This is a genomic window from Oceanimonas baumannii (assembly GCF_002245495.1).
GTDB lineage: Bacteria > Pseudomonadota > Gammaproteobacteria > Enterobacterales > Aeromonadaceae > Oceanimonas > Oceanimonas baumannii.
This window is the reverse complement of record NZ_NQJF01000007.1, coordinates 207,974-232,731: the sequence shown is the minus strand read 5'-3', so window position 1 is coordinate 232,731 and position 24,758 is coordinate 207,974. Positions and strand designations below refer to the sequence as shown.

General features: G+C 54.8%; 35 protein-coding genes. 2 read left to right on the top strand and 33 right to left on the bottom strand.

The annotated features are described in order from the left end of the window. Positions 1-931: 931 nt before the first annotated feature. The 33 genes from rplQ to argC all read right to left on the bottom strand — a co-directional run bounded on the left by rplQ (position 932) and on the right by argC (position 20,547). Complete coding sequence (rplQ, locus tag B6S09_RS10205) at positions 932-1,324, bottom strand: 50S ribosomal protein L17 (RefSeq protein ID WP_014290658.1); 393 nt, start codon at positions 1,322-1,324, stop codon at positions 932-934. 44 nt (positions 1,325-1,368) lie between these two features. Next, a complete protein-coding gene (locus B6S09_RS10200; protein ID WP_094278379.1) occupies positions 1,369-2,358 on the bottom strand; it encodes a DNA-directed RNA polymerase subunit alpha in 990 nt (329 codons plus the stop codon). Between the two features lie 24 nt (positions 2,359-2,382). Beyond that, positions 2,383-3,003 carry a 30S ribosomal protein S4 gene (gene rpsD, locus B6S09_RS10195; protein ID WP_019935871.1) on the bottom strand — a complete coding sequence of 207 codons (621 nt, stop codon included), beginning with the start codon at positions 3,001-3,003 and terminating at the stop codon, positions 2,383-2,385. 30 nt (positions 3,004-3,033) lie between these two features. Then, the gene (rpsK, locus tag B6S09_RS10190; RefSeq protein ID WP_019935870.1) at positions 3,034-3,426 is read right to left on the bottom strand and encodes a 30S ribosomal protein S11; all 393 of its coding nucleotides are present in this window, start codon (positions 3,424-3,426) and stop codon (positions 3,034-3,036) included. Positions 3,427-3,440: 14 nt separating this feature from the next. Further along, a complete protein-coding gene (rpsM, locus tag B6S09_RS10185; RefSeq protein ID WP_094278378.1) occupies positions 3,441-3,797 on the bottom strand; it encodes a 30S ribosomal protein S13 in 357 nt (118 codons plus the stop codon). Positions 3,798-3,945: 148 nt separating this feature from the next. Next, positions 3,946-4,062, bottom strand: coding sequence for a 50S ribosomal protein L36 (rpmJ, locus tag B6S09_RS10180; protein ID WP_014290663.1), 117 nt, complete (start codon positions 4,060-4,062; stop codon positions 3,946-3,948). A gap of 26 nt (positions 4,063-4,088) precedes the next feature. Then, positions 4,089-5,420: a preprotein translocase subunit SecY gene (secY, locus tag B6S09_RS10175; protein WP_094278377.1), complete on the bottom strand. Its 1,332-nt coding sequence runs from the start codon at positions 5,418-5,420 to the stop codon at positions 4,089-4,091. Positions 5,421-5,428: 8 nt separating this feature from the next. Then, positions 5,429-5,863, bottom strand: a complete 435-nt coding sequence (gene rplO / locus B6S09_RS10170) for a 50S ribosomal protein L15 (RefSeq protein WP_014290665.1) — start codon at positions 5,861-5,863, stop codon at positions 5,429-5,431. 4 nt (positions 5,864-5,867) lie between these two features. After that, positions 5,868-6,050, bottom strand: a complete 183-nt coding sequence (gene rpmD / locus B6S09_RS10165; RefSeq protein WP_094278376.1) for a 50S ribosomal protein L30 — start codon at positions 6,048-6,050, stop codon at positions 5,868-5,870. Between the two features lie 6 nt (positions 6,051-6,056). Then, positions 6,057-6,557, bottom strand: a complete 501-nt coding sequence (rpsE, locus tag B6S09_RS10160) for a 30S ribosomal protein S5 (RefSeq protein ID WP_094278375.1) — start codon at positions 6,555-6,557, stop codon at positions 6,057-6,059. Between the two features lie 14 nt (positions 6,558-6,571). Then, positions 6,572-6,925 (bottom strand): 50S ribosomal protein L18, encoded by a 354-nt coding sequence (gene rplR, locus B6S09_RS10155; RefSeq protein ID WP_094278374.1) that lies wholly within the window; start codon positions 6,923-6,925, stop codon positions 6,572-6,574. A gap of 9 nt (positions 6,926-6,934) precedes the next feature. After that, positions 6,935-7,468 (bottom strand): 50S ribosomal protein L6, encoded by a 534-nt coding sequence (rplF, locus tag B6S09_RS10150; protein ID WP_094278373.1) that lies wholly within the window; start codon positions 7,466-7,468, stop codon positions 6,935-6,937. A gap of 9 nt (positions 7,469-7,477) precedes the next feature. Continuing rightward, entirely contained in the window at positions 7,478-7,870 is a 393-nt protein-coding gene (gene rpsH, locus B6S09_RS10145) for a 30S ribosomal protein S8 (RefSeq protein WP_094278372.1), read from the bottom strand. Positions 7,871-7,892: 22 nt separating this feature from the next. Beyond that, complete coding sequence (rpsN, locus tag B6S09_RS10140; RefSeq protein ID WP_094278371.1) at positions 7,893-8,198, bottom strand: 30S ribosomal protein S14; 306 nt, start codon at positions 8,196-8,198, stop codon at positions 7,893-7,895. An 11-nt stretch (positions 8,199-8,209) separates the two neighbouring features. After that, positions 8,210-8,749 carry a 50S ribosomal protein L5 gene (rplE, locus tag B6S09_RS10135; RefSeq protein ID WP_094278370.1) on the bottom strand — a complete coding sequence of 180 codons (540 nt, stop codon included), beginning with the start codon at positions 8,747-8,749 and terminating at the stop codon, positions 8,210-8,212. A gap of 13 nt (positions 8,750-8,762) precedes the next feature. Beyond that, a complete protein-coding gene (gene rplX / locus B6S09_RS10130) occupies positions 8,763-9,080 on the bottom strand; it encodes a 50S ribosomal protein L24 (RefSeq protein WP_094278369.1) in 318 nt (105 codons plus the stop codon). Positions 9,081-9,090: 10 nt separating this feature from the next. Continuing rightward, positions 9,091-9,459: a 50S ribosomal protein L14 gene (rplN, locus tag B6S09_RS10125; protein ID WP_094278368.1), complete on the bottom strand. Its 369-nt coding sequence runs from the start codon at positions 9,457-9,459 to the stop codon at positions 9,091-9,093. Between the two features lie 160 nt (positions 9,460-9,619). Then, the gene (gene rpsQ / locus B6S09_RS10120) at positions 9,620-9,880 is read right to left on the bottom strand and encodes a 30S ribosomal protein S17 (RefSeq protein ID WP_019935859.1); all 261 of its coding nucleotides are present in this window, start codon (positions 9,878-9,880) and stop codon (positions 9,620-9,622) included. Between the two features lies 1 nt (position 9,881). Next, positions 9,882-10,073: a 50S ribosomal protein L29 gene (rpmC, locus tag B6S09_RS10115; RefSeq protein ID WP_094201099.1), complete on the bottom strand. Its 192-nt coding sequence runs from the start codon at positions 10,071-10,073 to the stop codon at positions 9,882-9,884. Continuing rightward, positions 10,073-10,486: a 50S ribosomal protein L16 gene (rplP, locus tag B6S09_RS10110; RefSeq protein ID WP_094278367.1), complete on the bottom strand. Its 414-nt coding sequence runs from the start codon at positions 10,484-10,486 to the stop codon at positions 10,073-10,075. Before rplP ends, rpmC begins: the two co-directional genes overlap by 1 nt. Positions 10,487-10,498: 12 nt before the next feature. Continuing rightward, on the bottom strand, positions 10,499-11,191 hold the full coding sequence (rpsC, locus tag B6S09_RS10105) for a 30S ribosomal protein S3 (protein ID WP_019935857.1): 693 nt from the start codon (positions 11,189-11,191) through the stop codon (positions 10,499-10,501). An 18-nt stretch (positions 11,192-11,209) separates the two neighbouring features. Continuing rightward, a complete protein-coding gene (gene rplV / locus B6S09_RS10100) occupies positions 11,210-11,542 on the bottom strand; it encodes a 50S ribosomal protein L22 (RefSeq protein WP_019935856.1) in 333 nt (110 codons plus the stop codon). A 10-nt stretch (positions 11,543-11,552) separates the two neighbouring features. Beyond that, positions 11,553-11,831, bottom strand: coding sequence for a 30S ribosomal protein S19 (gene rpsS / locus B6S09_RS10095; RefSeq protein WP_014290680.1), 279 nt, complete (start codon positions 11,829-11,831; stop codon positions 11,553-11,555). Between the two features lie 21 nt (positions 11,832-11,852). Further along, complete coding sequence (rplB, locus tag B6S09_RS10090; RefSeq protein ID WP_094278366.1) at positions 11,853-12,677, bottom strand: 50S ribosomal protein L2; 825 nt, start codon at positions 12,675-12,677, stop codon at positions 11,853-11,855. Positions 12,678-12,694: 17 nt separating this feature from the next. Next, positions 12,695-12,997 carry a 50S ribosomal protein L23 gene (gene rplW, locus B6S09_RS10085; RefSeq protein ID WP_014290682.1) on the bottom strand — a complete coding sequence of 101 codons (303 nt, stop codon included), beginning with the start codon at positions 12,995-12,997 and terminating at the stop codon, positions 12,695-12,697. Beyond that, a complete protein-coding gene (rplD, locus tag B6S09_RS10080; protein WP_014290683.1) occupies positions 12,994-13,599 on the bottom strand; it encodes a 50S ribosomal protein L4 in 606 nt (201 codons plus the stop codon). Before rplD ends, rplW begins: the two co-directional genes overlap by 4 nt. Before the next feature lie 17 nt (positions 13,600-13,616). Then, the gene (rplC, locus tag B6S09_RS10075; protein WP_094278365.1) at positions 13,617-14,255 is read right to left on the bottom strand and encodes a 50S ribosomal protein L3; all 639 of its coding nucleotides are present in this window, start codon (positions 14,253-14,255) and stop codon (positions 13,617-13,619) included. 21 nt (positions 14,256-14,276) lie between these two features. Further along, a complete protein-coding gene (gene rpsJ, locus B6S09_RS10070; RefSeq protein WP_014290685.1) occupies positions 14,277-14,588 on the bottom strand; it encodes a 30S ribosomal protein S10 in 312 nt (103 codons plus the stop codon). 428 nt (positions 14,589-15,016) lie between these two features. Then, complete coding sequence (argH, locus tag B6S09_RS10065) at positions 15,017-16,399, bottom strand: argininosuccinate lyase (RefSeq protein WP_094278364.1); 1,383 nt, start codon at positions 16,397-16,399, stop codon at positions 15,017-15,019. A 206-nt stretch (positions 16,400-16,605) separates the two neighbouring features. After that, positions 16,606-17,817, bottom strand: a complete 1,212-nt coding sequence (locus B6S09_RS10060) for an argininosuccinate synthase (protein ID WP_094278363.1) — start codon at positions 17,815-17,817, stop codon at positions 16,606-16,608. Between the two features lie 6 nt (positions 17,818-17,823). Then, entirely contained in the window at positions 17,824-18,732 is a 909-nt protein-coding gene (locus B6S09_RS10055) for an ornithine carbamoyltransferase (RefSeq protein WP_094278362.1), read from the bottom strand. Positions 18,733-18,741: 9 nt separating this feature from the next. Beyond that, on the bottom strand, positions 18,742-19,527 hold the full coding sequence (gene argB / locus B6S09_RS10050; protein WP_094278361.1) for an acetylglutamate kinase: 786 nt from the start codon (positions 19,525-19,527) through the stop codon (positions 18,742-18,744). 6 nt (positions 19,528-19,533) lie between these two features. Further along, positions 19,534-20,547, bottom strand: a complete 1,014-nt coding sequence (argC, locus tag B6S09_RS10045; protein ID WP_094278360.1) for an N-acetyl-gamma-glutamyl-phosphate reductase — start codon at positions 20,545-20,547, stop codon at positions 19,534-19,536. Positions 20,548-20,781: 234 nt separating this feature from the next. Here argC and argE point away from each other — a divergent pair, with 234 nt between their 5' ends. Together argE and ppc are read left to right on the top strand one after the other, a co-directional pair. Beyond that, complete coding sequence (gene argE / locus B6S09_RS10040) at positions 20,782-21,933, top strand: acetylornithine deacetylase (protein WP_094278359.1); 1,152 nt, start codon at positions 20,782-20,784, stop codon at positions 21,931-21,933. Positions 21,934-22,044: 111 nt separating this feature from the next. Next, complete coding sequence (gene ppc / locus B6S09_RS10035) at positions 22,045-24,666, top strand: phosphoenolpyruvate carboxylase (protein ID WP_094278358.1); 2,622 nt, start codon at positions 22,045-22,047, stop codon at positions 24,664-24,666. The last annotated feature ends 92 nt before the right edge of the window (positions 24,667-24,758 follow it).

The following is a 24,758-nucleotide window of genomic DNA, read 5'->3' as shown; positions in this document are numbered from 1 at the left end:
GCCTGCCGCCAGCGTTCAATCTGAGCCATGATCAAACTCTTCAATTAAAGATTTGATGCTCAATGAATATCTGAATTGCTGCTATTTCTAGTGCACTTCACAAATCATTGAAAAACAATATTTTTTGCTTCTCAATCGACTGCGAGTGCCCACACAGTTTGCTTGATAAATTGTTAAAGAGCGTGACCGCTTTCGCTGATCAGGGCTGCGCATTCTACGCAACTCTTGGTGTTCGTCAAGCGTTGATTTGAACTTTATTTTGTTCGTTTTCAACGTTTGTGACCGTTGGCGTGTTGCCCCGAGTCAGTGGATGCGCATTATAGGGAGCCGCGGATTTTGCGCAAGGGCTTTTTTGATAAAAACACGCCCTTTATCGCCAACCGCTCAACAACCCAGCAAAACCACACGTTAACCACAGAGTTATACACATTTCTGAGTGCGTGAACACATTCATTGAGCTTATAGAGCCCGTTTCGAGAACCTGATCCTCGCTGCCATACGTAGCCAATAAAGGCATCAGTCACTTCTCGAGCAGTAAAACTGCCTAGCTTCAGGCCCAGCTCTCTCTCACGGCCCACATTTATATTCTTGTTCAATGGCCAGTGCCTATCGTGCCCCGAGTTGAATAGCACCCTTACCAGACCAGAACAGCGGCAACATGCCATATATACGCATACTGACAAACAGCGCTGGCCTGCCTCAAGAACACAACAAACCACATAGCAGGTAACTCAACAATGCCCGTACCAGGTAATAAGACCAAAGATACAAAGACCTCTCATCACCAAAGCTCGCATCATATTTACCTAGCAAAAAACAGTGTGAGGTGTTTGTGCGGCCAGAACAATGATGACTTAAAGGTATAACAGAGGGGTAAAACTCAGGAGGGAATTACAGGAAAGAAAAAGCCGGGCGAACCCGGCTTTTATTTTTACTCTTCAGAAGCAGCTGCTTCTTGCGCTTCAACGTCGCGACCTACCAGCTCAATGTAAGCCATAGGGGCGTTGTCGCCAGCGCGGAAACCGCACTTCAGGATGCGGGTGTAACCACCCGGACGCTCCTGATAGCGAGGTCCCAGTTCGTTGAACAGTTTGCCAACTACTTCGCTGTCGCGAGTACGGGCAAATGCCAGGCGACGGTTAGCAACGCTGTCGCTCTTGGCCAGTGTGATCAGAGGTTCAACCACACGACGCAGCTCTTTTGCCTTGGGCAGAGTCGTCTTGATAACTTCATGACGAACCAAGGAGCTGGCCATGTTGCGGAACATCGCCTGACGGTGGCTGCTGTTCCGGTTCAGTTGACGACCACTCTTACGATGGCGCATGACCTAATCCTTCCTAACTAAATCGGTAAAACCCGTGATCCGGTTTATTCATCAGCGATGCTGGCAGGCGGCCAGTTCTCCAGGCGCATGCCCAGAGACAAACCACGAGACGCCAACACGTCTTTAATCTCGGTAAGAGATTTTTTACCCAGGTTGGGAGTCTTCAGCAGCTCCACCTCGGTACGCTGTACCAGATCACCAATGTAATGGATCGCTTCTGCCTTCAGACAGTTCGCGGAACGAACTGTCAGTTCCAGATCGTCGACAGGACGCAGCAGGATAGGATCGAACTCAGGCTTGTCTTCTTTCTCTTCCGGCTCGCTGACATCACGCAGGTCCACGAAGGCTTCCAATTGCTCGGCCATGATAGTGGCCGCGCGACGGATGGCTTCTTCCGGATCCAGGGTGCCATTGGTCTCCATGTCGATAACCAGCTTGTCCAGGTCGGTACGCTGTTCAACACGGGCCGCCTCTACATTATAGGCGATACGAACCACGGGGCTGTAAGCCGCATCCAGCAACAAGCGACCAATCGGACGCTCGTCGTCTTCGGTATGAGCGCGGGCAGCAGCAGGAACATAGCCACGACCGCGCTGAATTTTCAGACGCATGCTGATATCGGCGTCGTCCCCGGTCAGATGACAGATGACGTGCTCTGGGTTTACGATCTCGACGTCATCACCATGAGTGATGTCGCCTGCAGTTACGGGACCTGCACCAGTTTTGGTCAGTGACAGGGTAACTTCGTCCTTGCCTTCCAGCTTGATAGCAACCTCTTTGAGGTTGAGCAGGATTTCCAGAATATCTTCCTGGACACCTTCCTTACTGCTGTACTCGTGCAGCACACCGTCGAATTCAACTTCGGTGATAGCACAACCCGGCATGGAAGAAAGCAGAATACGACGCAGCGTATTACCCAATGTATGACCAAAGCCACGCTCCAGCGGCTCGAGAGTCACTTTGGCATGTGTCTGACTGATTTGTTCAATATCAACCAGACGCGGCTTAAGAAAATCTGTTACAGAACCCTGCATTGTGTCCTCTCTTAGAAGCTGGCTTTACTTGGAGTAAAGCTCGACGATCAGCTGTTCATTAATTTCGGCAGACAGGTCGCTACGCTCAGGCAGGCGCTTGTAAGTGCCTTGCATGTTGGTAGCGTCAATTTCTACCCAAGTCGGCTTTTCACGTTGACCGGACAGCTCCAGGGAAGCTTTGATCCGGGCTTGTTTCTTAGCCTTCTCGCGAACGCTGACAACGTCTTCGGGAGAAACTTGGAAGGAAGGAATGTTAACAACCTGACCGTTTACCAGGATGGCCTTGTGGCTCACCAGCTGGCGAGACTCAGCGCGGGTAGCACCAAAGCCCATGCGGTATACAACGTTGTCCAGACGACCTTCCAGCAGCTGCAGCAGGTTCTCACCAGTGTTGCCTTTCAGGCGCGCAGCTTCTTTATAGTAGTTGCGGAATTGCTTTTCCAGTACGCCGTAGATACGACGAACTTTTTGCTTTTCACGCAGCTGTACACCGTAGTCAGACAGACGCGGCTTACGAGCGCCGTGCTGACCGGGTGCGGTATCAATTTTACACTTTGAATCGATCGCGCGAACACCTGACTTCAGGAAGAGGTCAGTGCCCTCGCGACGGCTCAGTTTGAGCTTGGGACCCAGATATCTTGCCATGTTCTTTCTCCAACTATCCTACAAGAAACGTTATACGCGACGCTTCTTGGGAGGACGACAACCGTTGTGCGGGATGGGAGTCACATCGGTGATGTTGGTGATGCGGAAACCCGCAGCATTCAACGCACGGATGGATGACTCACGACCCGGACCCGGACCTTTCACCATTACTTCCAGGTTCTTAACACCGTATTCCTTGGCAACGTCACCAGCACGTTCGGCAGCTACCTGAGCAGCAAACGGGGTGGACTTGCGGGAACCACGGAAACCTGAACCACCAGCAGTTGCCCAGGACAGAGCGTTACCCTGACGGTCGGTGATGGTTACGATGGTGTTGTTGAAAGAAGCATGTACGTGGGCGATACCGTCGCTCACCTGCTTTTTAACGCGCTTACGAGCGCTACGAGCCGGAGTTTTAGCCATGATCTACCTTCCCGTTATTTCTTGATCGGTTTACGAGGACCTTTGCGCGTACGCGCATTGGTCTTGGTGCGCTGACCACGAAGGGGTAGGCTGCGACGATGACGCAGGCCACGGTAACAACCCAGGTCCATCAGACGCTTGATGTTCATGGAAACTTCGCGGCGCAGGTCACCTTCAACGGTGAACTTAGCCACTTGCTCACGCAGAGATTCTACCTGAGCTTCATCCAATTCTTTAATTTTCACATTCTCAGCGATACCGGCTGCGGCACAAATGGCCTTGGAGCGGGTACGACCGACGCCATAAATAGCGGTCAAAGCAATGACGGCATGTTTATGGTCAGGAATGTTAATGCCAGCGATACGGGCCACTATGCACTCCTACATATTAACGAATAAAAAGCCATTACAAAGCCCGTCGAGGATACGTAATGGCTGAACTTTTCACCTAACGAAGGTGGCTGGCTACTTTAGCCAGCCTGCCTTCAATTTTCAAGCTAAACCGTAACTTTTTTAGCCTTTAACCCTGACGCTGCTTGTGCTTGGGGTCAGAGGTGCAGATCACGCGAATCACGCCGTGACGCTTGATGATCTTGCAGTTACGGCAAATAGCCTTAACGGAAGCACGGACTTTCATTGCTTAACTCCGTAAATAACCGAACCTTAACGGTTGTAGCCCTTCAGGTTCGCTTTTCTCAGGACATCGCCATACTGATGAGACATCATGTGGGTTTGCACCTGAGCCATGAAATCCATGATGACGACCACAATAATTAACAGCGAGGTTCCGCCAAAGTAAAATTGGACGTTCCATGCTGTCATCAGGAACTGTGGAACCAGACAGATAAAGGTAATGTACAGCGCACCGACCAAGGTCAGGCGAGTCATTATCTTATCTATATAGCGCGCTGTTTGCTCACCCGGACGAATCCCCGGGATAAAAGCACCACTCTTCTTCAGGTTATCTGCCGTCTCGCGCGGATTAAACACCAGCGCGGTATAGAAGAAACAGAAGAAGATGATGGCAGCGGCATACAACATTACATACAGCGGTTGACCGGGCTGCAGAGTCAAAGAGATCTCTTGCAGTACGTTGGCAACCATCCCTTCACCCTGACCGAACCATGAGGCTACGGTACCTGGGAAAAGTATAATGCTGGATGCAAAAATCGCTGGAATAACCCCCGCCATGTTCACTTTCAGGGGCAGGTGTGTACTCTGTGCTGCGAACACCTGGCGACCTTGTTGACGCTTGGCATAGTTCACCACAATGCGGCGCTGACCACGCTCAACAAAGACCACAAAGAAGGTCACAGCAAACACGATTACGGCCAGCAGCAACAGCAACAGAATGTGCAATTCCCCCTGACGCGCCTGCTCTGCCGTGGCACCAATGGCCGAAGGCAGACCGGCAACAATACCCGTGAAAATAATCAACGAGATACCATTACCAATGCCTCTTTCGGTAATCTGTTCACCCAACCACATCAAAAACATGGTACCGGTGACCAGGCTCACCACTGCCGTAAAGTAGAATGCCAGCCCGGGATTTATCACCAGGCCAGGCATCATATTCGGCAGACCGGTAGCAATACCGATGGCCTGAATGGTGCCCAGAAAGAGCGTGCCATACCGGGTGTACTGACTGATCTTGCGGCGACCCGCTTCACCTTCCTTCTTAAGCTCAGCCAAGGGAGGGTGAACGACAGTCAGCAGCTGAATGATAATGGACGCAGAAATATACGGCATTATCCCCAGCGCCAGTATGGACGCTCGTTCCAGAGCGCCACCACTGAACATGTTAAACATTTCAATGATGGTGCCCTGTTGTTGCTGGAACAAGTCGGCAAGTACGGCGGCGTCAATACCAGGAATAGGCACATAGGAGCCGGTACGGAACACGACAATCGCGATCAGAACGAAAAGCAGACGGCTTTTCAGTTCACTCAGCCCGCCCTGTGCGTTTTTAGCTTCTAATCCTGGTTTCTTGGCCATAGTACTTATTATTCCTCGATTTTACCGCCGGCGGCTTCGATGGCAGCACGGGCACCTTTGGTGACACCCAGACCAACCACAGTCACTTGACGGTCAATGGTACCGGACAGTACAACCTTGGCAAACTGGATGTTCTTGGTCAGAACGCCAGCCTGCTTCAGGGTGTTCAGATCCACCACGTCGCCTTCAACTTTCGCCAGTTCACTCAGACGAACTTCAGCACTGACCAGAGACTTGCGCGAAGTAAAACCAAACTTCGGCAGACGCTGTTTCAGCGGCATCTGACCGCCTTCAAAACCGTTGCGAACCTTACCACCGGAACGGGACTTCTGACCCTTGTGGCCACGACCGCCAGTCTTACCCAGACCGGAGCCGATACCACGGCCTACGCGCTTGGCGGAAGGCTTAGAGCCGGCGGCAGGAGACAGAGTATTCAAACGCATGCGATTACTCCTCTACCTTAACCATGTAGTAAACCTGGTTGATCATACCGCGTACACAAGCTGTGTCTTCCAGCTCTACGGTGTGACCAATGCGACGCAGACCGAGGCCTCGCAGCGTTGCCTTGTGCTTAGGCAAACGGGCGATAGAGCTGCGGGTCTGAGTAACTTTTACAGTTTTGTTAGCCATGGCGCATTACCCCAGAATTTCGTCAACGCTCAGACCACGCTTGGCAGCGACTTGCTCGGGCGACTTCATATGAGCCAGAGCGTCGATGGTAGCGCGAACGACGTTGTTCGGGTTGGTGGAACCGTAGGTCTTGGCCAGTACGTTGTGTACGCCAGCTACTTCCAGAACGGCGCGCATTGCACCACCGGCGATGATACCGGTACCTTCGGAAGCGGGCTGCATGTACACGTTGGAACCGGAGTGACGACCCTTGACCGGGTGGAACAGGGTGCCGTTGTTCAGGCCAACGGTACGCATGTTGCGACGAGCCTGTTCCATCGCCTTTTGAATGGCGGCGGGTACTTCACGGGCCTTGCCGTAACCAAAACCAACGCGACCGTTACCGTCACCTACCACAGTCAGAGCTGTGAAGGAGAAGATACGACCACCTTTTACAACTTTTGATACACGGTTTACTGCAATGAGCTTCTCTTGCAGTTCACCGGCTTGAGCTTCGATTTTTGCCATTTTCGACTCCACCTTTAGAACTGAAGACCAGCTTCACGGGCAGCAGCAGCCAGAGCGGCTACACGACCGTGATATTGGAAACCGGAACGGTCAAAAGCGACCTCTTTAACACCTTTCTCGAGCGCACGCTCAGCGATGATTTTACCGATCAACGCGGCGGCATCGATGTTACCGGTAGATTTCACCTGTTCGCGAACAGACTTCTCAACGGTAGACGCGGAAGCCAGAACAGCAGAGCTGTCCGGTGAAATAACCTGGGCATAGATGTGGCGCGGAGTACGGTGAACCACCAGGCGAGTAGCACCCAGTTCCAGCATCTTTTTGCGTGCCTTAGTAGCACGGCGGATACGAGCTGCTTTTTTGTCCATAGTGTTACCTTACTTCTTCTTAGCCTCTTTGCTGCGAACCTGCTCGCCAAAGTAGCGAACACCCTTGCCCTTGTAGGGCTCTGGCTTACGGTACGCACGGATGTTGGCAGCAACCTGACCAATCAGCTGTTTGTCAGCAGACTTGAGAACGATCTCAGTCTGGGAAGGACATTCAGCGGATACGCCTTCAGGCAGCGCATGCTCAACCGGATGAGAGAAACCCAGTGACAGGGCAATTGCATTGCCTTTCATCTGAGCACGATAACCCACACCAACCAGTTGCAGCTTGCGTTCGAAGCCTTGGGTAACACCGATAACCATGTTGTTGACCAGAGAGCGGGCAGTGCCGGCCTGGGCGTTGGCACCGTCCACGCTTTCACGCGGGGCGAAGGTCAACTGGTTGTCGTTCTGGCTGATTTCAACAGCGGCATTGATGGTACGGTTCAGTGTACCATTGCCACCCTTGATGGTGATTTCCTGACCGTTCAACGTCACTTCTACGCCGGCAGGAATTTCGATAGGTGCCTTAGCAACGCGAGACATATCTACTCCTTAAGCTACGTAGCAGATGATCTCACCACCCATACCGGCTTTACGCGCGGCACGGTCGGTCATCACACCTTGAGACGTGGAAACGATGGCCACACCCATGCCGGCCATAACTTTCGGCAGTTCGTCGCGCTTCTTATAGATGCGCAGACCGGGGCGGCTCACACGCTGCAGCAGTTCTACCACAGGATTTCCCTGGAAGTACTTCAGAGTAACTTCCAGCTCGGCCTTGGTGTCACCGGCAACGGCGTAGTCAGTGATATAACCTTCTTCTTTCAGGACCTTGGCAATCGCTACCTTGACCTTGGAGGAAGGCATGGAGACAGCAACTTTGTTGGCTGCCTGACCGTTGCGGATGCGGGTCAGCATATCCGCGATCGGATCTTGCATGCTCATTGTGTATTACTCCCGTGTTCGCTTACCAAGAAGCCTTCTTCAGGCCTGGAATTTCACCCTTCATCATGAGCTCACGCACCTTGATGCGGCTCAGGCCGAACTTCCGCAGGAAACCATGCGGACGACCGGTGATGTTGCAGCGGTTACGCTGACGAGACGGGCTTGCGTCACGGGGCAGTTGCTGCAGCTTGAGCACTGCGTCCCAACGGTCTTCATCAGAAGTCTTAACGTCAGAAATGATAGCTTTCAGTTCCTGACGCTTGGCTGCATATTTGTCAGCCAGCTTTGCGCGCTTGACTTCGCGAGCTTTCATTGATTGTTTTGCCATAACCCTACACCTTACTTACGGAATGGGAAGTCAAAGGCAGCCAGCAGAGCACGACCTTCTTCGTCTGACTGAGCAGAAGTAGTGATAGTGATATCCAGACCACGTACACGATCTACTTTGTCATAATCGATTTCAGGGAAGATGATTTGCTCACGCACACCCATGGAGTAGTTACCACGACCATCGAACGACTTAGGGTTCAGGCCACGGAAGTCACGGATCCGGGGGATAGAGATACAAATCAAACGCTCCAGGAACTCCCACATACGCTCGCCGCGCAGAGTTACTTTACAACCAATGGGGTAGCCTTCACGGATTTTGAAGCCAGCAACGGATTTACGAGCTTTGGTGACCAGTGGCTTTTGACCGGAAATGGCGGCCAGATCGGCAGCAGCATTATCCAGGATCTTTTTATCAGCCAGGGCTTCACCCACACCCATGTTCAGGGTGATTTTCTCAATCCGAGGGACTTGCATGATAGACTTGTACCCGAACTGGTTCTTCAGTTCATTTACTACAGTTTCGTTGTAGTAATCATGCAGTTTCGCCATCGTATTACTCCAATTACTTCACAAGTTCGCCGGTGGATTTGAAGAAACGGACTTTTTTGCCGTCTTCAATCCGGAAACCTACGCGGTCAGCCTTGCCAGAGGCAGAGTTGAACAGCGCTACGTTAGAAACGTCAACTGGTGCTTCCAGGTCGATGATGCCGCCAGCCTGACCCAGTTGGGGTACGGGCTTCTGGTGCTTCTTGACCATGTTAATACCAGAGACGATTACCTTACCTTCCTCGGTCAGGACTTTGGTGACAGTGCCACGCTTGCCCTTGTCCTTGCCGGTAAGAATGATGACTTCGTCATCGCGACGGATTTTTGCTGCCATCGTTGACTCCTTACAGTACTTCCGGTGCCAGTGAAACAATCTTCATGAACTTCTCGGTACGAAGTTCACGAGTCACCGGGCCAAAAATACGAGTACCGATCGGCTGGTGATTGCTATTAAGAATCACGGCCGCATTACGGTCGAAACGGATGACAGAGCCGTCCGGACGACGAACGCCTTTACGGGTGCGTACGACCACCGCGTTCATTACATCACCTTTTTTAACCTTACCGCGCGGAATTGCTTCCTTAACGGTAATTTTGATGATGTCGCCGATGCCGGCATAGCGACGGTGCGAGCCACCCAGGACCTTAATACACATTACGCTGCGCGCGCCGGAGTTGTCGGCCACGTCCAGCATACTTTGCATTTGGATCATGTTAGTGCTCCGCTAAATTTACTACGTTAAAACCCCTTTCAGGGCATGTTGGCTGCCAAAGAAGGCGCGGCATTATAGCACTGCCAAATGTGAAAGGGTAGCGTAAAAAACAAACGGCCCAACAATGGGCCGTTTGACCTGAGTATTATATCAGAGAACGTTAGGCCTTAACCGGACGCTCAATGATTTTTACCAGGGTCCAGGACTTGGTCTTGGACAGAGGACGGCATTCGCGAATGGTCACGACGTCGCCGGCCTTGCACTCGTTGTTCTCATCATGAACGTGCAGTTTGGTAGTACGCTTGATGTACTTCCCGTAGATCGGGTGTTTCACGAAGCGGTTGATAGCCACAGTGATGGACTTGTCCATCTTGTCGCTGACTACACGGCCCTGCAGAGTACGAATGGTTTGTTCGCTCATCTTAGGCACCTGCCTTTTCATTCAGAACAGTCTTAACACGCGCGATGTCGCGACGTACCGTTTTGAGGTTGTGAGTCTGAGCCAGCTGGCCAGTGCTTGCTTGCATGCGCAGGTTGAACTGCTCACGCAGCAGGTTCAGCAGCTCCTGGTTCAGCTCTTCAACACTCTTTTCACGCAGATCTTGTGCTTTCATCACATCACCGTCCGAGTTACAAAAGTGGTTCTTACGGGCAGTTTGGCAGCAGCCAGGGCGAAGGCTTCGCGAGCCAGCGCTTCCGGTACACCATCCATTTCGTACAGAACACGACCCGGCTGGATCTGTGCTACCCAGTACTCCACGTTACCCTTACCTTTACCCATACGTACTTCCAGGGGCTTTTCGGTAATCGGCTTGTCCGGGAAGATACGGATCCAGATCTTGCCCTGACGCTTAACGTGACGAGTCATGGCACGACGAGCTGCTTCGATCTGACGAGCAGTGATACGTCCACGAGTGGTCGCTTTCAGACCAAAGGAACCAAAGGATACCAGGTTGCCTGAGGTCGCCACACCGCGGTTACGGCCTTTGTGGACTTTACGGAATTTCGTACGTTTTGGTTGCAACATGTCCGAGTCTCCTTACTTACCGCGGCCTTTGCGCTTGGGCTTGGACGGAGCGGGTTCCTGAGCCACGGCCTGCAGGCCGCCCAGTACCTCACCCTTGAAGATCCAAACCTTCACGCCGATGATGCCGTAAGTGGTAGATGCTTCAGAAGTTGCGTAGTCGATGTCGGCACGCAGGGTGTGCAGAGGCACACGACCTTCACGGTACCATTCGGTACGCGCGATTTCAGCGCCGCCCAGACGACCGCTCACTTCTACCTTGATGCCCTTGGCGCCAATGCGCATGGCGTTCTGAACCGCGCGCTTCATGGCACGACGGAACATAACGCGACGCTCCAGCTGGGAAGCGATAGAATCGGCAACCAGCTGACCGTCGAGCTCAGGCTTACGCACTTCGGAAATGTTGATCTGAGCAGGAACGCCAGCCAGTTTGGCTACGTGCTTGCGCAGTTTTTCAACGTCTTCGCCTTTCTTGCCGATCACGACGCCGGGACGAGCAGTGTGAATGGTCACACGGATGCTCTTGGCCGGACGCTCAATCACGACGCGAGAAACGGAGGCGTTTTTCAGTTCCTTGTTCAGGAACTGACGTACCTCAAAATCGCTGTGCAGGTTGTCAGCGAAGTCCTTGGTATTCGCAAACCAGGTCGAATTAAAAGGCTTGGTGATACCTAAGCGAATACCATTCGGGTGTACTTTCTGGCCCATTGCTTGTCTCCTAGCCTCTTAGCGGTCGGACACAACCACAGTGATGTGGCTGGTACGCTTCATGATACGGTCCGCGCGGCCCTTGGCACGAGGACGAATACGCTTCATGGTGGGACCTTCATCAACGAAGATCTTGGTCACCTTCAGCTCATCGATATCCGCACCTTCGTTGTGCTCGGCATTAGCAATGGCAGATTCCAGTACCTTCTTGACCAGAACGGCAGCCTTTTTGGGGCTGAACGCCAGGACATCCAGTGCCTTGTCTACGGACAAACCGCGAACTTGATCGGCTACCAGGCGCGCCTTCTGGGCAGAAGTACGAGCAAAGCGGTGTTTAGCTATAGCTTCCATCTTTTACCCCTTAACGCTTCTTGGCCTTCTTATCAGCGACATGGCCGCGATAAGTACGAGTCGGTGCAAATTCACCCAGCTTGTGACCGATCATTTCATCGGAAACGTAGACAGGTACGTGCTGACGACCATTATGGACAGCGATGGTCAAACCGATCATGTTCGGAATGATCATTGAACGACGGGACCAGGTTTTAATTGGCTTTTTATCCCCGCTTTCCACCGCTTTCTCTACCTTCTTCAGCAAGTGCAGGTCGATAAACGGACCTTTCTTGAGAGAACGTGGCATGGTGATACCTCTAAAAAACTATTACTTGTTACGGTGACGTACGACGAACTTGTCGGTACGCTTGTTTTTACGGGTCTTGGCGCCCTTGGTCGGTTTACCCCAAGGAGTAACCGGGTGACGGCCACCAGAGGTACGACCTTCACCACCACCGTGCGGGTGGTCTACCGGGTTCATCGCCACACCACGAACGGTAGGACGAACACCACGCCAGCGCTGTGCACCGGCTTTACCCAGCTGACGCAGCATGTGCTCAGCATTGCCAACTTCACCCAGGGTGGCACGGCACTCGGCCAGCACCTTGCGAACTTCACCGGAACGCAGACGCAGGGTCACGTAGTTGCCTTCGCGAGCCAGGATCTGGGCGTAAGTACCGGCAGAACGGGCGATCTGCGCGCCTTTACCAGGCTTCATTTCAATCGCGTGAACGGTAGAGCCCACGGGAATGTTGCGCATCGGCAGGCAGTTACCGGCCTTGATCGGAGCAGCGTCACCGGACAGCAGCTGGTCGCCAGCCTGAACGCCTTTCGGGGCCAGGATGTAACGACGCTCACCGTCTGCATACAGCACCAGAGCGATGTTGGCAGAGCGGTTCGGATCATACTCAAGACGCTCAACTTTGGCCGGGATACCGTCCTTGTTGCGCTTCAGGTCAATGATACGGTAGTGCTGCTTGTGACCACCACCGATATGACGGGTGGTGATACGGCCAGCGTTGTTGCGGCCACCAGACTTGGACTTTTTGTCCAGCAGGGCTGCAAACGGCTTGCCTTTGTACAGTTCCGGGTTGCTGATCTTGACTACATGACGGCGACCCGGAGAAGTAGGCTTACATTTTACAATTGCCATTTTGAATTACTCCTCTCTTACTCGGCACCGCCGATGAAGTCGATGTCCTGACCTTCTTTCAGGGTCACGTAGGCCTTTTTCCAATCGGAACGTTGGCCAACACGCATACCGGTACGCTTGGTTTTACCCTTTACCAGCAGAGTGCGAACATCTTTAACTTCAACTTCGAACAGCTTCTCGACCGCAGCCTTTACTTCGGCTTTGGTAGCGTCCTTGGCAACCTTGAACACGATGGTGTTGGTCTTCTCGGCAACCATGGTGCTTTTTTCAGAGATATGCGGCGCCTTCAGAACTTTCAGAATACGCTCTTCACGGATCATGCCAGCATCTCCTCGATTTGCTTAACTGCGTCGGCAGTTACCAGTACCTTGTCGAACGCGATCAGAGAAACCGGGTCGATACCGGCCACGTCACGCACGTCAACCTTGTACAGGTTGCGGGCGGCCAGGAACAGGTTCTCGTCCACTTCGCCAGTCACGATCAGAACGTCGTTCAGATCCCACTGCTTCAGCTTGGCAACCAGTTCTTTGGTCTTCGGCGCTTCCACACCGAACTTCTCTACCACGATCAGACGCTCTTGACGTACCAGCTCAGAGAGGATGCTCTTGATGGCACCACGGTACATCTTCTTGTTAACCTTCTGGCTGTGATCCTGCGGCTTAGCAGCAAAGGTCACACCACCGGAACGCCAAATCGGAGAGCGGATGGTACCAGCACGGGCCCGGCCGGTGCCCTTTTGACGCCACGGCTTTTTGCCGCCGCCGGACACTTCAGAACGGGTCTTCTGAGCACGAGTACCTTGACGAGCACCGGCGGCATAGGCCACAACAACCTGATGCACCAGAGCTTCGTTGAACTCACGCCCGAAGGTAGTTTCGGAAACTTCAAGAGCGCCTTGCGCGTCTTTCATTACCAATTCCATTACTATCTCCTCAGACGTTACGCTTTAACGGCAGGTTTAACGATGACGTTGCCGTTAGTCGCACCCGGGACTGCACCTTTGATGAGCAGCAGGTTACGATCAACATCAACGCGAACCACTTCCAGGTTCTGAGTGGTTACCCGCTCAGCACCCATGTGACCGGCCATTTTCTTGCCCTTGAACACGCGACCCGGAGTCTGGTTCTGACCAATAGAACCCGGAGCACGGTGAGACAAAGAGTTGCCGTGAGTCATGTCCTGAGTGCGGAAGTTCCAGCGCTTAACAGCACCAGCGAAACCCTTACCCTTGGAAGTACCGGTAACGTCTACTTTCTTGACATCAGCAAAGATGTCGACTTTCAGCTCGGCACCAACTTCGATGCTTTCGCCTTCGCCTTCACCCAGGCGGAATTCCCACAGACCGCGACCCGCTTCAACACCGGCTTTGGCGAAGTGGCCAGCTTCCGGCTTGGTGATGCGATTCGCTTTCTTGGTGCCAGCGGTCACCTGGATGGCAGCATAGCCATCCTGTTCCAGTGTTTTCACCTGGGTAACACGGTTGGCATCTACTTCGATAACGGTGACCGGGATGGACACGCCGTCTTCGGTGAAGACACGGGTCATACCCAGCTTACGACCTACTAGACCGATTGCCATTGATAAAACCTCTTTCCGTTATTAGCCCAGGCTGATCTGGACATCTACGCCAGCAGCCAGATCCAGACGCATCAGCGCATCGACAGTTTTGTCGGTGGGCTCAACGATGTCGACCAGACGCTTGTGAGTACGAATTTCGTACTGATCACGTGCATCTTTGTTCACGTGTGGAGATACCAGTACGGTGTAGCGCTCTTTGCGAGTCGGCAGCGGGATAGGACCGCGAACCTGGGCGCCAGTGCGCTTGGCAGTTTCTACGATTTCCGCAGTAGACTGGTCGATCAGACGATGATCGAACGCCTTCAGGCGGATACGAATTCTTTGGTTCTGCATTACCAGAGCTCCAATTGGATAAAGAACATAAAATCAACACCGCCTGCTCTTTTATATAAAGAGGGGGTGTGATTTAACAACGGTGCCCACCATATCGGGGGCCTGTAGCGTCAGGAGCTACCTGACGAAAGCCTTTCGGCCTGCTTGATAAAGTTAACCAAGCGAGCGGTATTATACGGAAACGGCTCTCGCTTGCAAGCCTGCTTTGTTATTTTTTAACCAGCGATAGCGTAAAGGGTGAGGCGTGTCAGAAGGGAAGAGACAGGAGCAAAAAGAGCCCTAACGGGCTCTTTGAGATTGCACAGGCATTACTCTTTCTTTGTTGTCACCCCCGCGAAGGCGGAAGGCCAGTGCGATATGCCGTGGCCCCGCCTTCGCGGGGGTGGCATTTTTCACAGAGATGACAATAGAGTCAGCCGGTTACAGTCTTACTTACGGGCCTGCAGGTGCTGTTCGGCGTTAGCGAGGGCAGTTTCCACCTGCTCCGGCGCAACGCCACCCAGGGCACAGCGGCTGGCCAGGCTAGATTCCAGTGTCAGACGAGGGTAGACGTCATCGCCAATCACATCACTGAACTGTTGGAAGTCTTTCAACGGCAGCTCTTCCATCGGCAGTTTCTTGCCGATGGCGTGCACCACGATGGCCCCCACAATGTGGTGTGCTTCCCGGAACGGAATGCCTTTGGACACCAGATAGTCGGCCATTTCGGTGGCGTTGGAGTAGCCGCCCTGAGCTGCTTCACGGGTCTTGTCTTCGTTTACCTTAAGGTCGTGCAGCACCATCTCGGCCATTTCCAGACAGTCGTACCAGGTGTCGAGGGCGTCGAACAGACCTTCCTTGTCTTCCTGCATATCCTTGTTGTAGGCCAATGGCAGCGCTTTCAGGGTCATCATCATGCCGGCATAGGCACCGAATACTCGGCCGGTCTTGCCGCGGATCAGTTCCAGGGCGTCCGGGTTCTTTTTCTGCGGCATCAAGGAAGAGCCGGAGGTCACGGCATCGGACAGCTCCAGGAAGCCGGCTTCCCCGGAGTTGTAGAAGATCAGATCTTCAGCAAAGCGGGACAGGTGCATCATGGAGTTCACGGCACAGTTGATCAGCTCCAGCACATGATCCCGGTCGGAAACCGAGTCCAGGCTGTTGCGGGTCGGGCCGGCAAAGCCGAGAGATTTGGCCAGCTCATGGCGGTCTACCGGAAAACCGGTGCCGGCCAGGGCGCCAGAGCCCAGCGGGCAGGTATCCAGACGGGCAGCGGCATCCTGCAGGCGGGTGTAATCCCGCTCCAGCATTTCCACATAAGCCAGACACCAATGAGAAAAGGTAACCGGTTGAGCACGCTGCAAGTGAGTGTAACCGGGCAGCACGGTACCCTGCTGCTCCCGGGCTACGGTCACCAGCTGCTTTTGCAGAACGTCGACTTTTTCCAGCAGTTGCGGCACCTGGGCCTTGCACCACAGCTTGAGATCGGTAGCTACCTGATCATTACGGCTACGGCCGGTGTGCAGCTTCTTGCCCAAATCACCCACGGCAGCAATCAGCTCGCCTTCCACCCAGGAGTGAATATCTTCGGCATCGGATTTCAGGATTTGCTCCGGATCGGCCACTACCCGCTCTTTCAGCTCGTTCAGCGCGTTTTCCAGCTTTTGCTGTTCCTCGGCGGTCAGTACGCCTACCTTGGCCAAGGCACGGGACCAGGCCACAGAGCCGACGATATCCTGTTCCGCCAGCCGGTAGTCAAACCGCAACGAGTCGTTGAACTGCTTGAAGCGGGTATCCGCAGCCTGAGTAAAACGTCCACCCCAAAGTGCCATAATTCTGTTACTCCTTTCTAAAAACAAAGCCGTAAGCTTTAAGCTGTAAGCTATCAGCTGCCCGAGTTGCCGGTGGTTTCTTTTATCACCTGTCAGGCCAGCGACATCTGTAAGATAGTGAATATAACGCGTTTTTTCTTACAGCTGACAGCTTATAGCTTACAGCTCGATAAAAAGGGGGCCGAAGCCCCCCTTTTTATCGGTGTTTACTTCTGCTGGTCTTTCAGCGCCTTGATGCGGCTGGCCAGAGAGTAAAGACGGATAAAGCCTTCAGCGTGGCTCTGATCGTACACCTCGTCTGCACCAAAAGTAGCGAACTCTTCAGAGTACAGGCTGTTGGGAGACTGCTTCTGAATGGCGGTCACCTGGCCCTTGTACATTTTCAGTACTACTTCACCGGATACGTCTTCGGCAATGGCGGTGGCGGACGCCAGCAGGCCCTTGCACAGCTGAGTAAACCAGCGGCCGTCGTATACCAGATGAGAGAACTCGGCCCCCACCTTCTCGCGCCAGGCGCGGGTCGGCTTGTCCAGTACCAGTTCTTCAATGGCGCGCAAGGCAGCCATCATCACGGTACCACCGGGAGTTTCATAGCAACCGCGAGACTTCATGCCCACCAGACGGTTTTCCACTATGTCTACCCGGCCCACACCGTGCTTGGCGGCACGATCGTTCAGGTGAGTCAGGACTTCATAAGGCGTCATGGCCTTGCCGTCCACAGCCACGATATGACCCTTTTCCACGGTCAGAGACACGGTCTCGGCCTTGTCGGGAGCCTGCTCAGGAGACACGGTCCAGGTCCAGGCGTGCTCGGACGGCTCGTTCCAGGTGCTTTCCAGCTCACCACCTTCGGTGGAAATGTGCCAGGCGTTGGCATCACGGGAATAGATCTTGGTGGCACTAGCAGTGGTCTTGATGTTGCGCTCGGCCAGGTAATCCAGCAGATCTTCACGGCTGCGCATGTCCCAGATCCGCCAGGGAGCAATCACTGCCAGTTGCGGAGCCAGGGCAGCCACGGCACCTTCAAAGCGCACCTGGTCGTTGCCCTTGCCGGTACAACCGTGAGAGATGGCATCGGCGCCTTCGGCCAGGGCCACTTCCACCATCGCCTTGGCGATCACCGGACGAGCCATGGAGGTACCCAGCAGATAAGTACCTTCGTAGATGGCACCGGTGGTCAGGGTCGGATACACATAATCGCGTACGAATTCGTCTTTCAGATCAGCCACGATACATTTGGAAGCACCGGAAGCGATGGCTTTTTCTTCCACGCCTTCCAGATCTTCCGCGCCCTGGCCGACATCGGCCACGAATGCGACAACCTCACAACCATCGTAGTTTTCCTTCAGCCACGGAATGATGGCAGAGGTATCCAGGCCGCCGGAATAGGCCAGTACGATCTTTTTGAATTGGCTCATTAACAATTATCCCTTCATCAATGTCAGCAGCACGGCGTTCTGAGCGTGCATGCGGTTTTCAGCTTGGTCGAGGATCAGGGAGGCAGGGCCGTCCATGACCTCGGAAGTAATTTCCCACTCCCTGTGGGCGGGCTGACAATGCAGCACCTTTTTGGCTCCGGTTTTGTCGAGCAGGGCCTGGTTGATCTGATACGGCATGTAGATCTCCTTGACCTGCTCCAGCGGGGTATTATCACCCATGGAGACCCAAGTGTCTGTATAGATCACATCCACACCTTCAATATCATCCAGGCTGTCGGTCACCCGGATGGTGGCACCGCTGACGGCGGCCAGGGCCTCAGCTTCCTTCAGGATTTGTGCGTCCACATTGTGGCCACGCGGGCTGACTGCAGTCACGGTGGAACCCAGAATGGCACCACACAGCAGCAACGAGTGGGTTACATTGTTACCATCACCGACGTAAGCCAGATGCACCTTGCTCAGGTCATTGAAATGTTCGGAGATGGTCATAAAATCCGCCAGTGCCTGGCACGGGTGGTAGAGATTGCACAGGGAGTTGATCACCGGCACGGTGGCGTGCTCGGTCATCTCCACCAGCGTCTGATGGTCATACACCCGGGCCACAATGGCATCGCACCAGCGCGAGAGGTTGGCGGCAAAATCCTGCACGGTTTCCCGCTTGCCCATGGCACCATTCTGGCTGTCCAGGTACACGGGGTGACCACCCAGTTTGCTGACGCCAATATCAAAGGTCACCCGGGTGCGCAGTGACGGCTTTTCAAACAGGGTCACCACACTCTTGCCCTTGAGGGCATCGGCATACTTGGCCGGGTTGGCCTTAACGTCTTTTGCCAGCTCGAGCATCTGCTCGATTTGTTCCTTGCTGTAGTCTTTCAGGCTCAGTAAATGCTGCATGGGTCATCCTTAATGAGAAATACGGGTACCGTGCTCGGACTCGCCGGCCAGCAGCGACAGCAACTGCTCCGGATAGCGCCAGCTGCCTACGGCCACAGGCCGTCCCAGGGTTTTGGTGGCCTTAAGCGCAGCCTTCACCTTCACCGCCATGCCGTCCTTGATGATGTTTTTATCCATCAGCTCCTCCGCTTCGGCCTCAGTCAGCAGAGCGATGCGCTGACCCTTGCCGTCGAGAATGCCGCTCACGTCAGACAGCATCACCAGCTCGGCATCCAGAATCTCGGCAATGGCGGTCGCGGCCTGATCAGCGTTCACGTTCATCAGGTTGCCATCAAAGGTCACTCCAATAGAGCTGACGATAGGCATGAAACCACCACTCAGTAACGAGCTCACCAGTGCACTGTCACCGCCTTCGATCTGCCCCACCGCACCCAGCTCGGGATCCAGCTGACTGACCCGGCACAGGCCGCCATCGGCCAGGCACAGACCCACCGACGGAATGTTATGAGCAATGGCCTGAGCCAGCAGCAGTTTATTGGCCGTACCGGCCAGGGCACCGGCAATCACCGGGATTTGCTCAAAGGGCGTCACCCGCAGACCATTTTTCTTGGTGGAGGTCAAGCCCATGGCCTTGAGTTGATTGTCCACCAGCACCCCCCCCCCGTGCACCAGCACCAGCGGACGGCTGGAGTCATTCACAAACGCTTTGAGAGTAGAAAACAGCGCTTCCAGCGCCTTGTCGCTTTCCAGCAGGGTTCCACCCAACTTGACGACCAGAGGTTGTTGCTCAGACATGGGTTATTACTCCTTGACCAGTCCCGCCAACGGCGAGAATCCCTGATGAATGTTAATGCACTGAATGGCCTGACTGGCAGCGCCTTTCAGCAGGTTGTCGATGGCCGACACCACGATCAACTGATTACCGTCCCGGCCCCAGTGCAGATCGCAATAAGGGGTACCGGCCACATCGTTGATCTGGGGCCACTGCCCCGCCAGGCGCACAATCTTCTGCCCGGCGTAAGCCTGCTGATAGGCGGCGGCAATCTGCTCGTCGGTGACGCCATCTTTCAGTTGTACATAAATGGTGGCCAGAATGCCGCGAATAAAGTTACCCAGATGGGGCTGAAATACCACCTGGTTGCCCAGATGATGGCTGATTTCAGGCTGATGACGGTGAGTGAATACACCGTAAGGCTTGTAACTCACTTCGCAGAAACTGTTGTTCATGCCAGCTTTACGGCCGGCACCACTTACGCCAGATACGGCGCTGATCACAGGGCGGCTGCCATCGGCAATCAACCCGGCCTGCTGCAGCGGCTTGAGTCCGGTGAGTGACGCGGTCGGATAGCAACCGGGCACGGCGATCAACCGGGCCGCCTTAATCGCTTCCTGATTCCACTCCGCCAGGCCATAAGCAGCATCTGCCAGCCAGTCGCCATGCTGGTGCGCGAAACCATAAAATTTGTCGTAAAAGCCTTCGCCGGGCACACGAAAGGCACCGGACAAATCAAATACCGGCAGTCCCTTGGCCAGAAATCCCGGGGCCAGATCGTGGCTCACTTCATGAGCGGTAGCCAGCAATACCAGGTCGGCCTCGGTGTGAATACGGCTGAGGGCTTCGTCGTCCAGCGGCAGTAAAGGTGCGTCGATTTCGCCCCGCCAGCGTGGATGCAGGCTGGCAAATGGCTTGTGGGCATCCTGACTGCCCGCAGACACATAAAGTCCGGCTAATTCCAGGTGAGGATGGCCCAGAATCAATCCGGCCAGCTCGGCACCGGTATAACCACTGGCACCTATGATTGCAGCTTTTAACATGGTCGCGTCCGTCGTCTCATTCAGCTTGTTATATAAAGCAGGCATCAGCCTGGCGTGTTTTCAGGGCCTGTGTCACCCTGAGGCAAAGCCGTATACCACTCCGGGCAAACCTGACTGACAGATGCCGCAGGCTGGCCGCCGGCTAACCGAAATAACAGAATGGCAGACTAGCAACAAAAACATATTTATGCAATTGTATTGAATTTAAATTTGATAACACGCAATGGAGAACTCATGTCATCCCTTAATTTTATGGATATGTACCGCAATATCATCGCGCTGCCGTCTATCAGCAGCACCGACAGCAGCTGGGATCAGAGTAACGAGCAAGTGATCCGACTGCTGGGTGACTGGTTCAGCCAGCTGGGTTTTGAAGTGGACATTACCGAACTGCCGGACTTACCGGGCAAGTTCAACCTGCTGGCCACCAAGGGCGAAGGCGACGGCGGCCTGCTGCTGGCCGGCCATACCGATACCGTGCCCTTTGACCCGGGCCGCTGGAGCAAGGATCCTTTCAAACTTACCGAAGATGGTGATCGCATCTATGGTCTGGGCACCATCGACATGAAAGGCTTCTTTGCCTTTATTGTGGAAGCATTAAAAGGCCTCGATTTAAGCAAGCTCGACAAGCCCATCCGCATTCTCGCCACCGCCGACGAGGAAACCACCATGGCCGGTGCCCGCGCCATTGCCAGCGCCATGGCGATCAAACCCGACTATGCGGTGATTGGTGAGCCCACCGGACTGGTACCGGTCATGATGCACAAGGGCCATATGTCGGAAGCCATTCGGGTCACCGGCAAAAGTGGCCACAGCTCGGATCCCGCCAACGGTGTTAATGCGCTCGAAATCATGAACCAGGTGATGGGCCGCTTGCTCGAGCTGCAGCGTCAGCTGAAAGAGAAATACGCCAACCCCCACTTCAAAGTGCCTCAACCCACTCTGAACCTAGGCCATATTCACGGTGGCGACAGCCCCAACCGTATTTGCGCCTGCTGCGAGCTGCACTTCGACATGCGCCCCATTCCCGGCGTCGGCCCCGATGAGCTGCTCGGTCTGCTGCACCATGCCCTGCAACCCATCAAGGAGCAGTACCCGGATGCGCTGGAGCTGACCCACCTGCACGAACCCATACCGGCCTACGGCACCGATCCGGACGCCGAACTGGTACGCGCGGCAGCTGAGATGACTGGTAACCCGGCGGAAGCGGTGAACTACTGCACCGAAGCCCCGTTTATCAACGAACTGGGCTGCCAGACCATCGTTCTGGGTCCGGGTCATATTGCTCAGGCCCACCAGCCCGACGAATATCTGGATCTGTCCTTTGTCAAACCCACAGTAGAAGTACTGCAACGCCTGGTCAGCCGCTTCTGCTTAAGTAACTAAATTACAAAATGTGAAGTCAAACGGGTGGAAGGATTGACCGGATCGCGGAAAGCTGGCTGAATGTAACGAGGAAACGTGACTATTTTGTAATAAACAAACAAAGAGGCGAATATGGATAATCATGCGGCACTCAGGGCCAATGTTGGCCTGCTGGGGCAGTTGCTAGGCGATGCCATTCGGGATCATCACGGACAGGCCTTCCTCGACAAAATAGAAACCATTCGTCAACTGGCCAAATCGGCCCGCAAAGGCAATGATGGCGATCAGCAACGGCTGCTTACCACCCTGAAACAACTGAGCGACGACGAACTACTGCCCGTGGCCCGGGCCTTCAGTCAATTTCTGAACCTGGCCAATGTGGCCGAACAGTTTCATACCATTTCCCGGGGCTATCGTCAGGACGCCGGCCCCAACCCCCTGGATGAGGTGTTTGAGCGACTGAAAGGTGCCAATATCAGCGATGCAGACATTCGCAATGCCGTGGCCTCACTCGATATCGACCTGGTGCTCACCGCTCATCCCACCGAGGTGACCCGCCGCACCTTTATTCACAAGCATGTACAGCTGAACGACTGTCTGGCTGCCATCGAGCTGGATCTGCCGGAGGCAGAAAAATCCGAGCTGCTGGCCCGTATCGATCAGCTGATCACCCAGGCCTGGCACAGTAATGAAATTCGCTCTCAGCGCCCTACCCCGGTAGATGAAGCCAAATGGGGCTTTGCGGTTATTGAAAACAGCCTCTGGCCTGCCCTGCCCCGCTTTTTGCGCCAGCTGGATCAGCGTATGGAACGCGAGCTGGGTGAGCGCCTGCCGCTGAACGCCGCACCGGTACGCTTTACCTCCTGGATGGGTGGCGATCGGGATGGCAACCCCTTTGTCACCGCAAAGGTCACCGAAGAAGTGTTACTGCTCGGCCGCTGGATGGCCAGCTCTCTGTTCCTCAACGATATACAGGAGCTGGTGTCAGAGCTGTCGATGTCCGAGGCCAGCACCGAACTGCGTGCCGCCAGCGGCGACAGCAACGAACCCTACCGGGCGGTGCTGCGCCGCCTGCGCGAAGATCTGCGTGAGACCCTGCTGCACCTCAACGCTCGTGTGCAGGGCCAGAAAACCGACGCCCGGGATCTGATCACAACCACCGAGCAGCTGCGCCAGCCGCTGGAGCTGTGCTACCAGTCACTGCAGCAATGTGGCCTGGCCAAGATTGCCGATGGCCAGCTGCTGGATGTGATTCGCAAGGTGGCCTGTTTTGGCATTCATCTGCTTAAACTCGATATTCGTCAGGACGGTGAGCGCCATGCTCAGGCGCTGGCGGAGCTCACTCGCTATCTGGGTCTGGGCGATTACAGCGAATGGAGCGAGGCCGACAAGCAGGCATTTTTGCTTAACGAGCTCAACTCCCGCCGGCCGCTGCTGCCCCGCCAGTGGCAGCCTTCGCCCGACACTCAGGAAACACTCGACACCTGCCGGGTGATCTCCCGCCATCCGCAGGATGCCTTTGGTATCTACATCATCTCCATGGCCGGTGAACCCTCAGACGTGCTGGCAGTACAGCTGCTGCTGAAAGAATGTGGTGTCGACTTTGCCATGCCCATAGCACCGTTGTTTGAAACCCTGGAAGATCTGAATCAGGGTGCTGCCGTGATTGAACGGCTGTACCAGCAGCCCTGGTACCGGGGCTATATGCAGGGCCGCCAGTACGTGATGATCGGTTATTCCGACTCAGCCAAAGACGCCGGCATGCTGGCCGCAGGCTGGGCCCAATACAGCGCCATGGAAAAGCTGGTGGCCATCAGCGAGCGGGAAAACGTCACGCTCACCCTGTTCCATGGCCGCGGCGGCAGCTTGGGCCGGGGCGGCGGTCCGGCCCGTCAGGCCATTCTGGCCCAGCCACCGGGATCCACCATCGGTGGCCTGCGAGTGACTGAACAGGGCGAGATGATTCGCTTCAAATTCGGCTTGCCTCAGGTGGCCATCGACAGCCTGGCACTTTATGCCAGCGCCGTGCTGGAAGCCAACCTGCTGCCTCCTCCCGAGCCCGAGCCTGAGTGGCGTGAGCTGATGAATACCATGACCGAAGTGTCGTGTGCCCATTATCGTTCACTGATCCGGGACGAGCCCGACTTTGTGCCCTATTTCCGTGCCGCCACTCCCGAGCTGGAGCTGGGCAAACTGCCGCTGGGCTCCCGCCCGGCCAAACGCAAGCCCAACGGCGGCGTGGAGAGCCTGCGTGCCATTCCCTGGATTTTTGCCTGGACTCAGAACCGGCTGATGCTGCCCGCCTGGCTGGGAGCCCACAAGGGGCTGGAAAAAGTGATGGAAGATGGTCACGAAGCCACTCTGCATGCCATGAACCAGGGCTGGCCCTTCTTTCGTGCCCGCCTCGATATGCTGGAAATGGTGTTCCTCAAGGCCGATCTGGGCCTCGCTGCCTATTATGACAGCGTGCTGGTTCCCGAAGAGCTCAAGCCCCTTGGCCATAAGCTGCGGGACGAGCTGCGCGCCAGCACCGAGCTGGTGCTGCGCCTGAAGGAAAAGTCCGAGCTGCTGGCCAGCGAGCCCTGGATTCAGGAGTCCATCAAGCTGCGTAATCCCTATACGGATCCGCTTAACGTACTGCAGGCCGAGCTGCTCAAGCGCTCCCGGGAGCAGGGTGATATTCACCCGGTGCTGGATCAGGCGCTGATGGTCACCATCGCCGGCATTGCCGCCGGAATGCGCAACACCGGATAAACCTGCAGGCAGCGGGAAAACACCCGGTTAAAAAAGCAGGCACGAAATCGTGCCTGCTTTTTTTATTATCCGTCCTGCATTGCGGTTACTGA

Bases quoted from the DNA above. Each gene is read 5' to 3' on its own strand.
- rplQ (WP_014290658.1), bottom strand. From the start codon at position 1,324: ATGCGCCATCGTAAGAGTGGTCGTCAACTGAACCGGAACAGCAGCCAC.
- B6S09_RS10200 (WP_094278379.1), bottom strand. From the start codon at position 2,358: ATGCAGGGTTCTGTAACAGATTTTCTTAAGCCGCGTCTGGTTGATATT.
- rpsD (WP_019935871.1), bottom strand. From the start codon at position 3,003: ATGGCAAGATATCTGGGTCCCAAGCTCAAACTGAGCCGTCGCGAGGGC.
- rpsK (WP_019935870.1), bottom strand. From the start codon at position 3,426: ATGGCTAAAACTCCGGCTCGTAGCGCTCGTAAGCGCGTTAAAAAGCAG.
- rpmJ (WP_014290663.1), bottom strand. From the start codon at position 4,062: ATGAAAGTCCGTGCTTCCGTTAAGGCTATTTGCCGTAACTGCAAGATC.
- secY (WP_094278377.1), bottom strand. From the start codon at position 5,420: ATGGCCAAGAAACCAGGATTAGAAGCTAAAAACGCACAGGGCGGGCTG.
- rplO (WP_014290665.1), bottom strand. From the start codon at position 5,863: ATGCGTTTGAATACTCTGTCTCCTGCCGCCGGCTCTAAGCCTTCCGCC.
- rpmD (WP_094278376.1), bottom strand. From the start codon at position 6,050: ATGGCTAACAAAACTGTAAAAGTTACTCAGACCCGCAGCTCTATCGCC.
- rpsE (WP_094278375.1), bottom strand. From the start codon at position 6,557: ATGGCAAAAATCGAAGCTCAAGCCGGTGAACTGCAAGAGAAGCTCATT.
- rplR (WP_094278374.1), bottom strand. From the start codon at position 6,925: ATGGACAAAAAAGCAGCTCGTATCCGCCGTGCTACTAAGGCACGCAAA.
- rplF (WP_094278373.1), bottom strand. From the start codon at position 7,468: ATGTCTCGCGTTGCTAAGGCACCTATCGAAATTCCTGCCGGCGTAGAA.
- rpsH (WP_094278372.1), bottom strand. From the start codon at position 7,870: ATGAGCATGCAAGATCCGATCGCGGATATGCTGACCCGCATCCGCAAC.
- rpsN (WP_094278371.1), bottom strand. From the start codon at position 8,198: ATGGCAAAACAATCAATGAAAGCTCGCGAAGTCAAGCGCGCAAAGCTG.
- rplE (WP_094278370.1), bottom strand. From the start codon at position 8,749: ATGGCGAAACTGCATGATTACTACAACGAAACTGTAGTAAATGAACTG.
- rplX (WP_094278369.1), bottom strand. From the start codon at position 9,080: ATGGCAGCAAAAATCCGTCGCGATGACGAAGTCATCATTCTTACCGGC.
- rplN (WP_094278368.1), bottom strand. From the start codon at position 9,459: ATGATCCAAATGCAAAGTATGCTGGACGTGGCCGACAACTCCGGCGCG.
- rpsQ (WP_019935859.1), bottom strand. From the start codon at position 9,880: ATGAGCGAACAAACCATTCGTACTCTGCAGGGCCGTGTAGTCAGCGAC.
- rpmC (WP_094201099.1), bottom strand. From the start codon at position 10,073: ATGAAAGCACAAGATCTGCGTGAAAAGAGTGTTGAAGAGCTGAACCAG.
- rplP (WP_094278367.1), bottom strand. From the start codon at position 10,486: ATGTTGCAACCAAAACGTACGAAATTCCGTAAAGTCCACAAAGGCCGT.
- rpsC (WP_019935857.1), bottom strand. From the start codon at position 11,191: ATGGGCCAGAAAGTACACCCGAATGGTATTCGCTTAGGTATCACCAAG.
- rplV (WP_019935856.1), bottom strand. From the start codon at position 11,542: ATGGAAGCTATAGCTAAACACCGCTTTGCTCGTACTTCTGCCCAGAAG.
- rpsS (WP_014290680.1), bottom strand. From the start codon at position 11,831: ATGCCACGTTCTCTCAAGAAAGGTCCGTTTATCGACCTGCACTTGCTG.
- rplB (WP_094278366.1), bottom strand. From the start codon at position 12,677: ATGGCAATTGTAAAATGTAAGCCTACTTCTCCGGGTCGCCGTCATGTA.
- rplW (WP_014290682.1), bottom strand. From the start codon at position 12,997: ATGATCCGTGAAGAGCGTATTCTGAAAGTTCTGAAGGCGCCGCATATC.
- rplD (WP_014290683.1), bottom strand. From the start codon at position 13,599: ATGGAATTGGTAATGAAAGACGCGCAAGGCGCTCTTGAAGTTTCCGAA.
- rplC (WP_094278365.1), bottom strand. From the start codon at position 14,255: ATGGCAATCGGTCTAGTAGGTCGTAAGCTGGGTATGACCCGTGTCTTC.
- rpsJ (WP_014290685.1), bottom strand. From the start codon at position 14,588: ATGCAGAACCAAAGAATTCGTATCCGCCTGAAGGCGTTCGATCATCGT.
- argH (WP_094278364.1), bottom strand. From the start codon at position 16,399: ATGGCACTTTGGGGTGGACGTTTTACTCAGGCTGCGGATACCCGCTTC.
- B6S09_RS10060 (WP_094278363.1), bottom strand. From the start codon at position 17,817: ATGAGCCAATTCAAAAAGATCGTACTGGCCTATTCCGGCGGCCTGGAT.
- B6S09_RS10055 (WP_094278362.1), bottom strand. From the start codon at position 18,732: ATGCAGCATTTACTGAGCCTGAAAGACTACAGCAAGGAACAAATCGAG.
- argB (WP_094278361.1), bottom strand. From the start codon at position 19,527: ATGTCTGAGCAACAACCTCTGGTCGTCAAGTTGGGTGGAACCCTGCTG.
- argC (WP_094278360.1), bottom strand. From the start codon at position 20,547: ATGTTAAAAGCTGCAATCATAGGTGCCAGTGGTTATACCGGTGCCGAG.
- argE (WP_094278359.1), top strand. From the start codon at position 20,782: ATGTCATCCCTTAATTTTATGGATATGTACCGCAATATCATCGCGCTG.
- ppc (WP_094278358.1), top strand. From the start codon at position 22,045: ATGGATAATCATGCGGCACTCAGGGCCAATGTTGGCCTGCTGGGGCAG.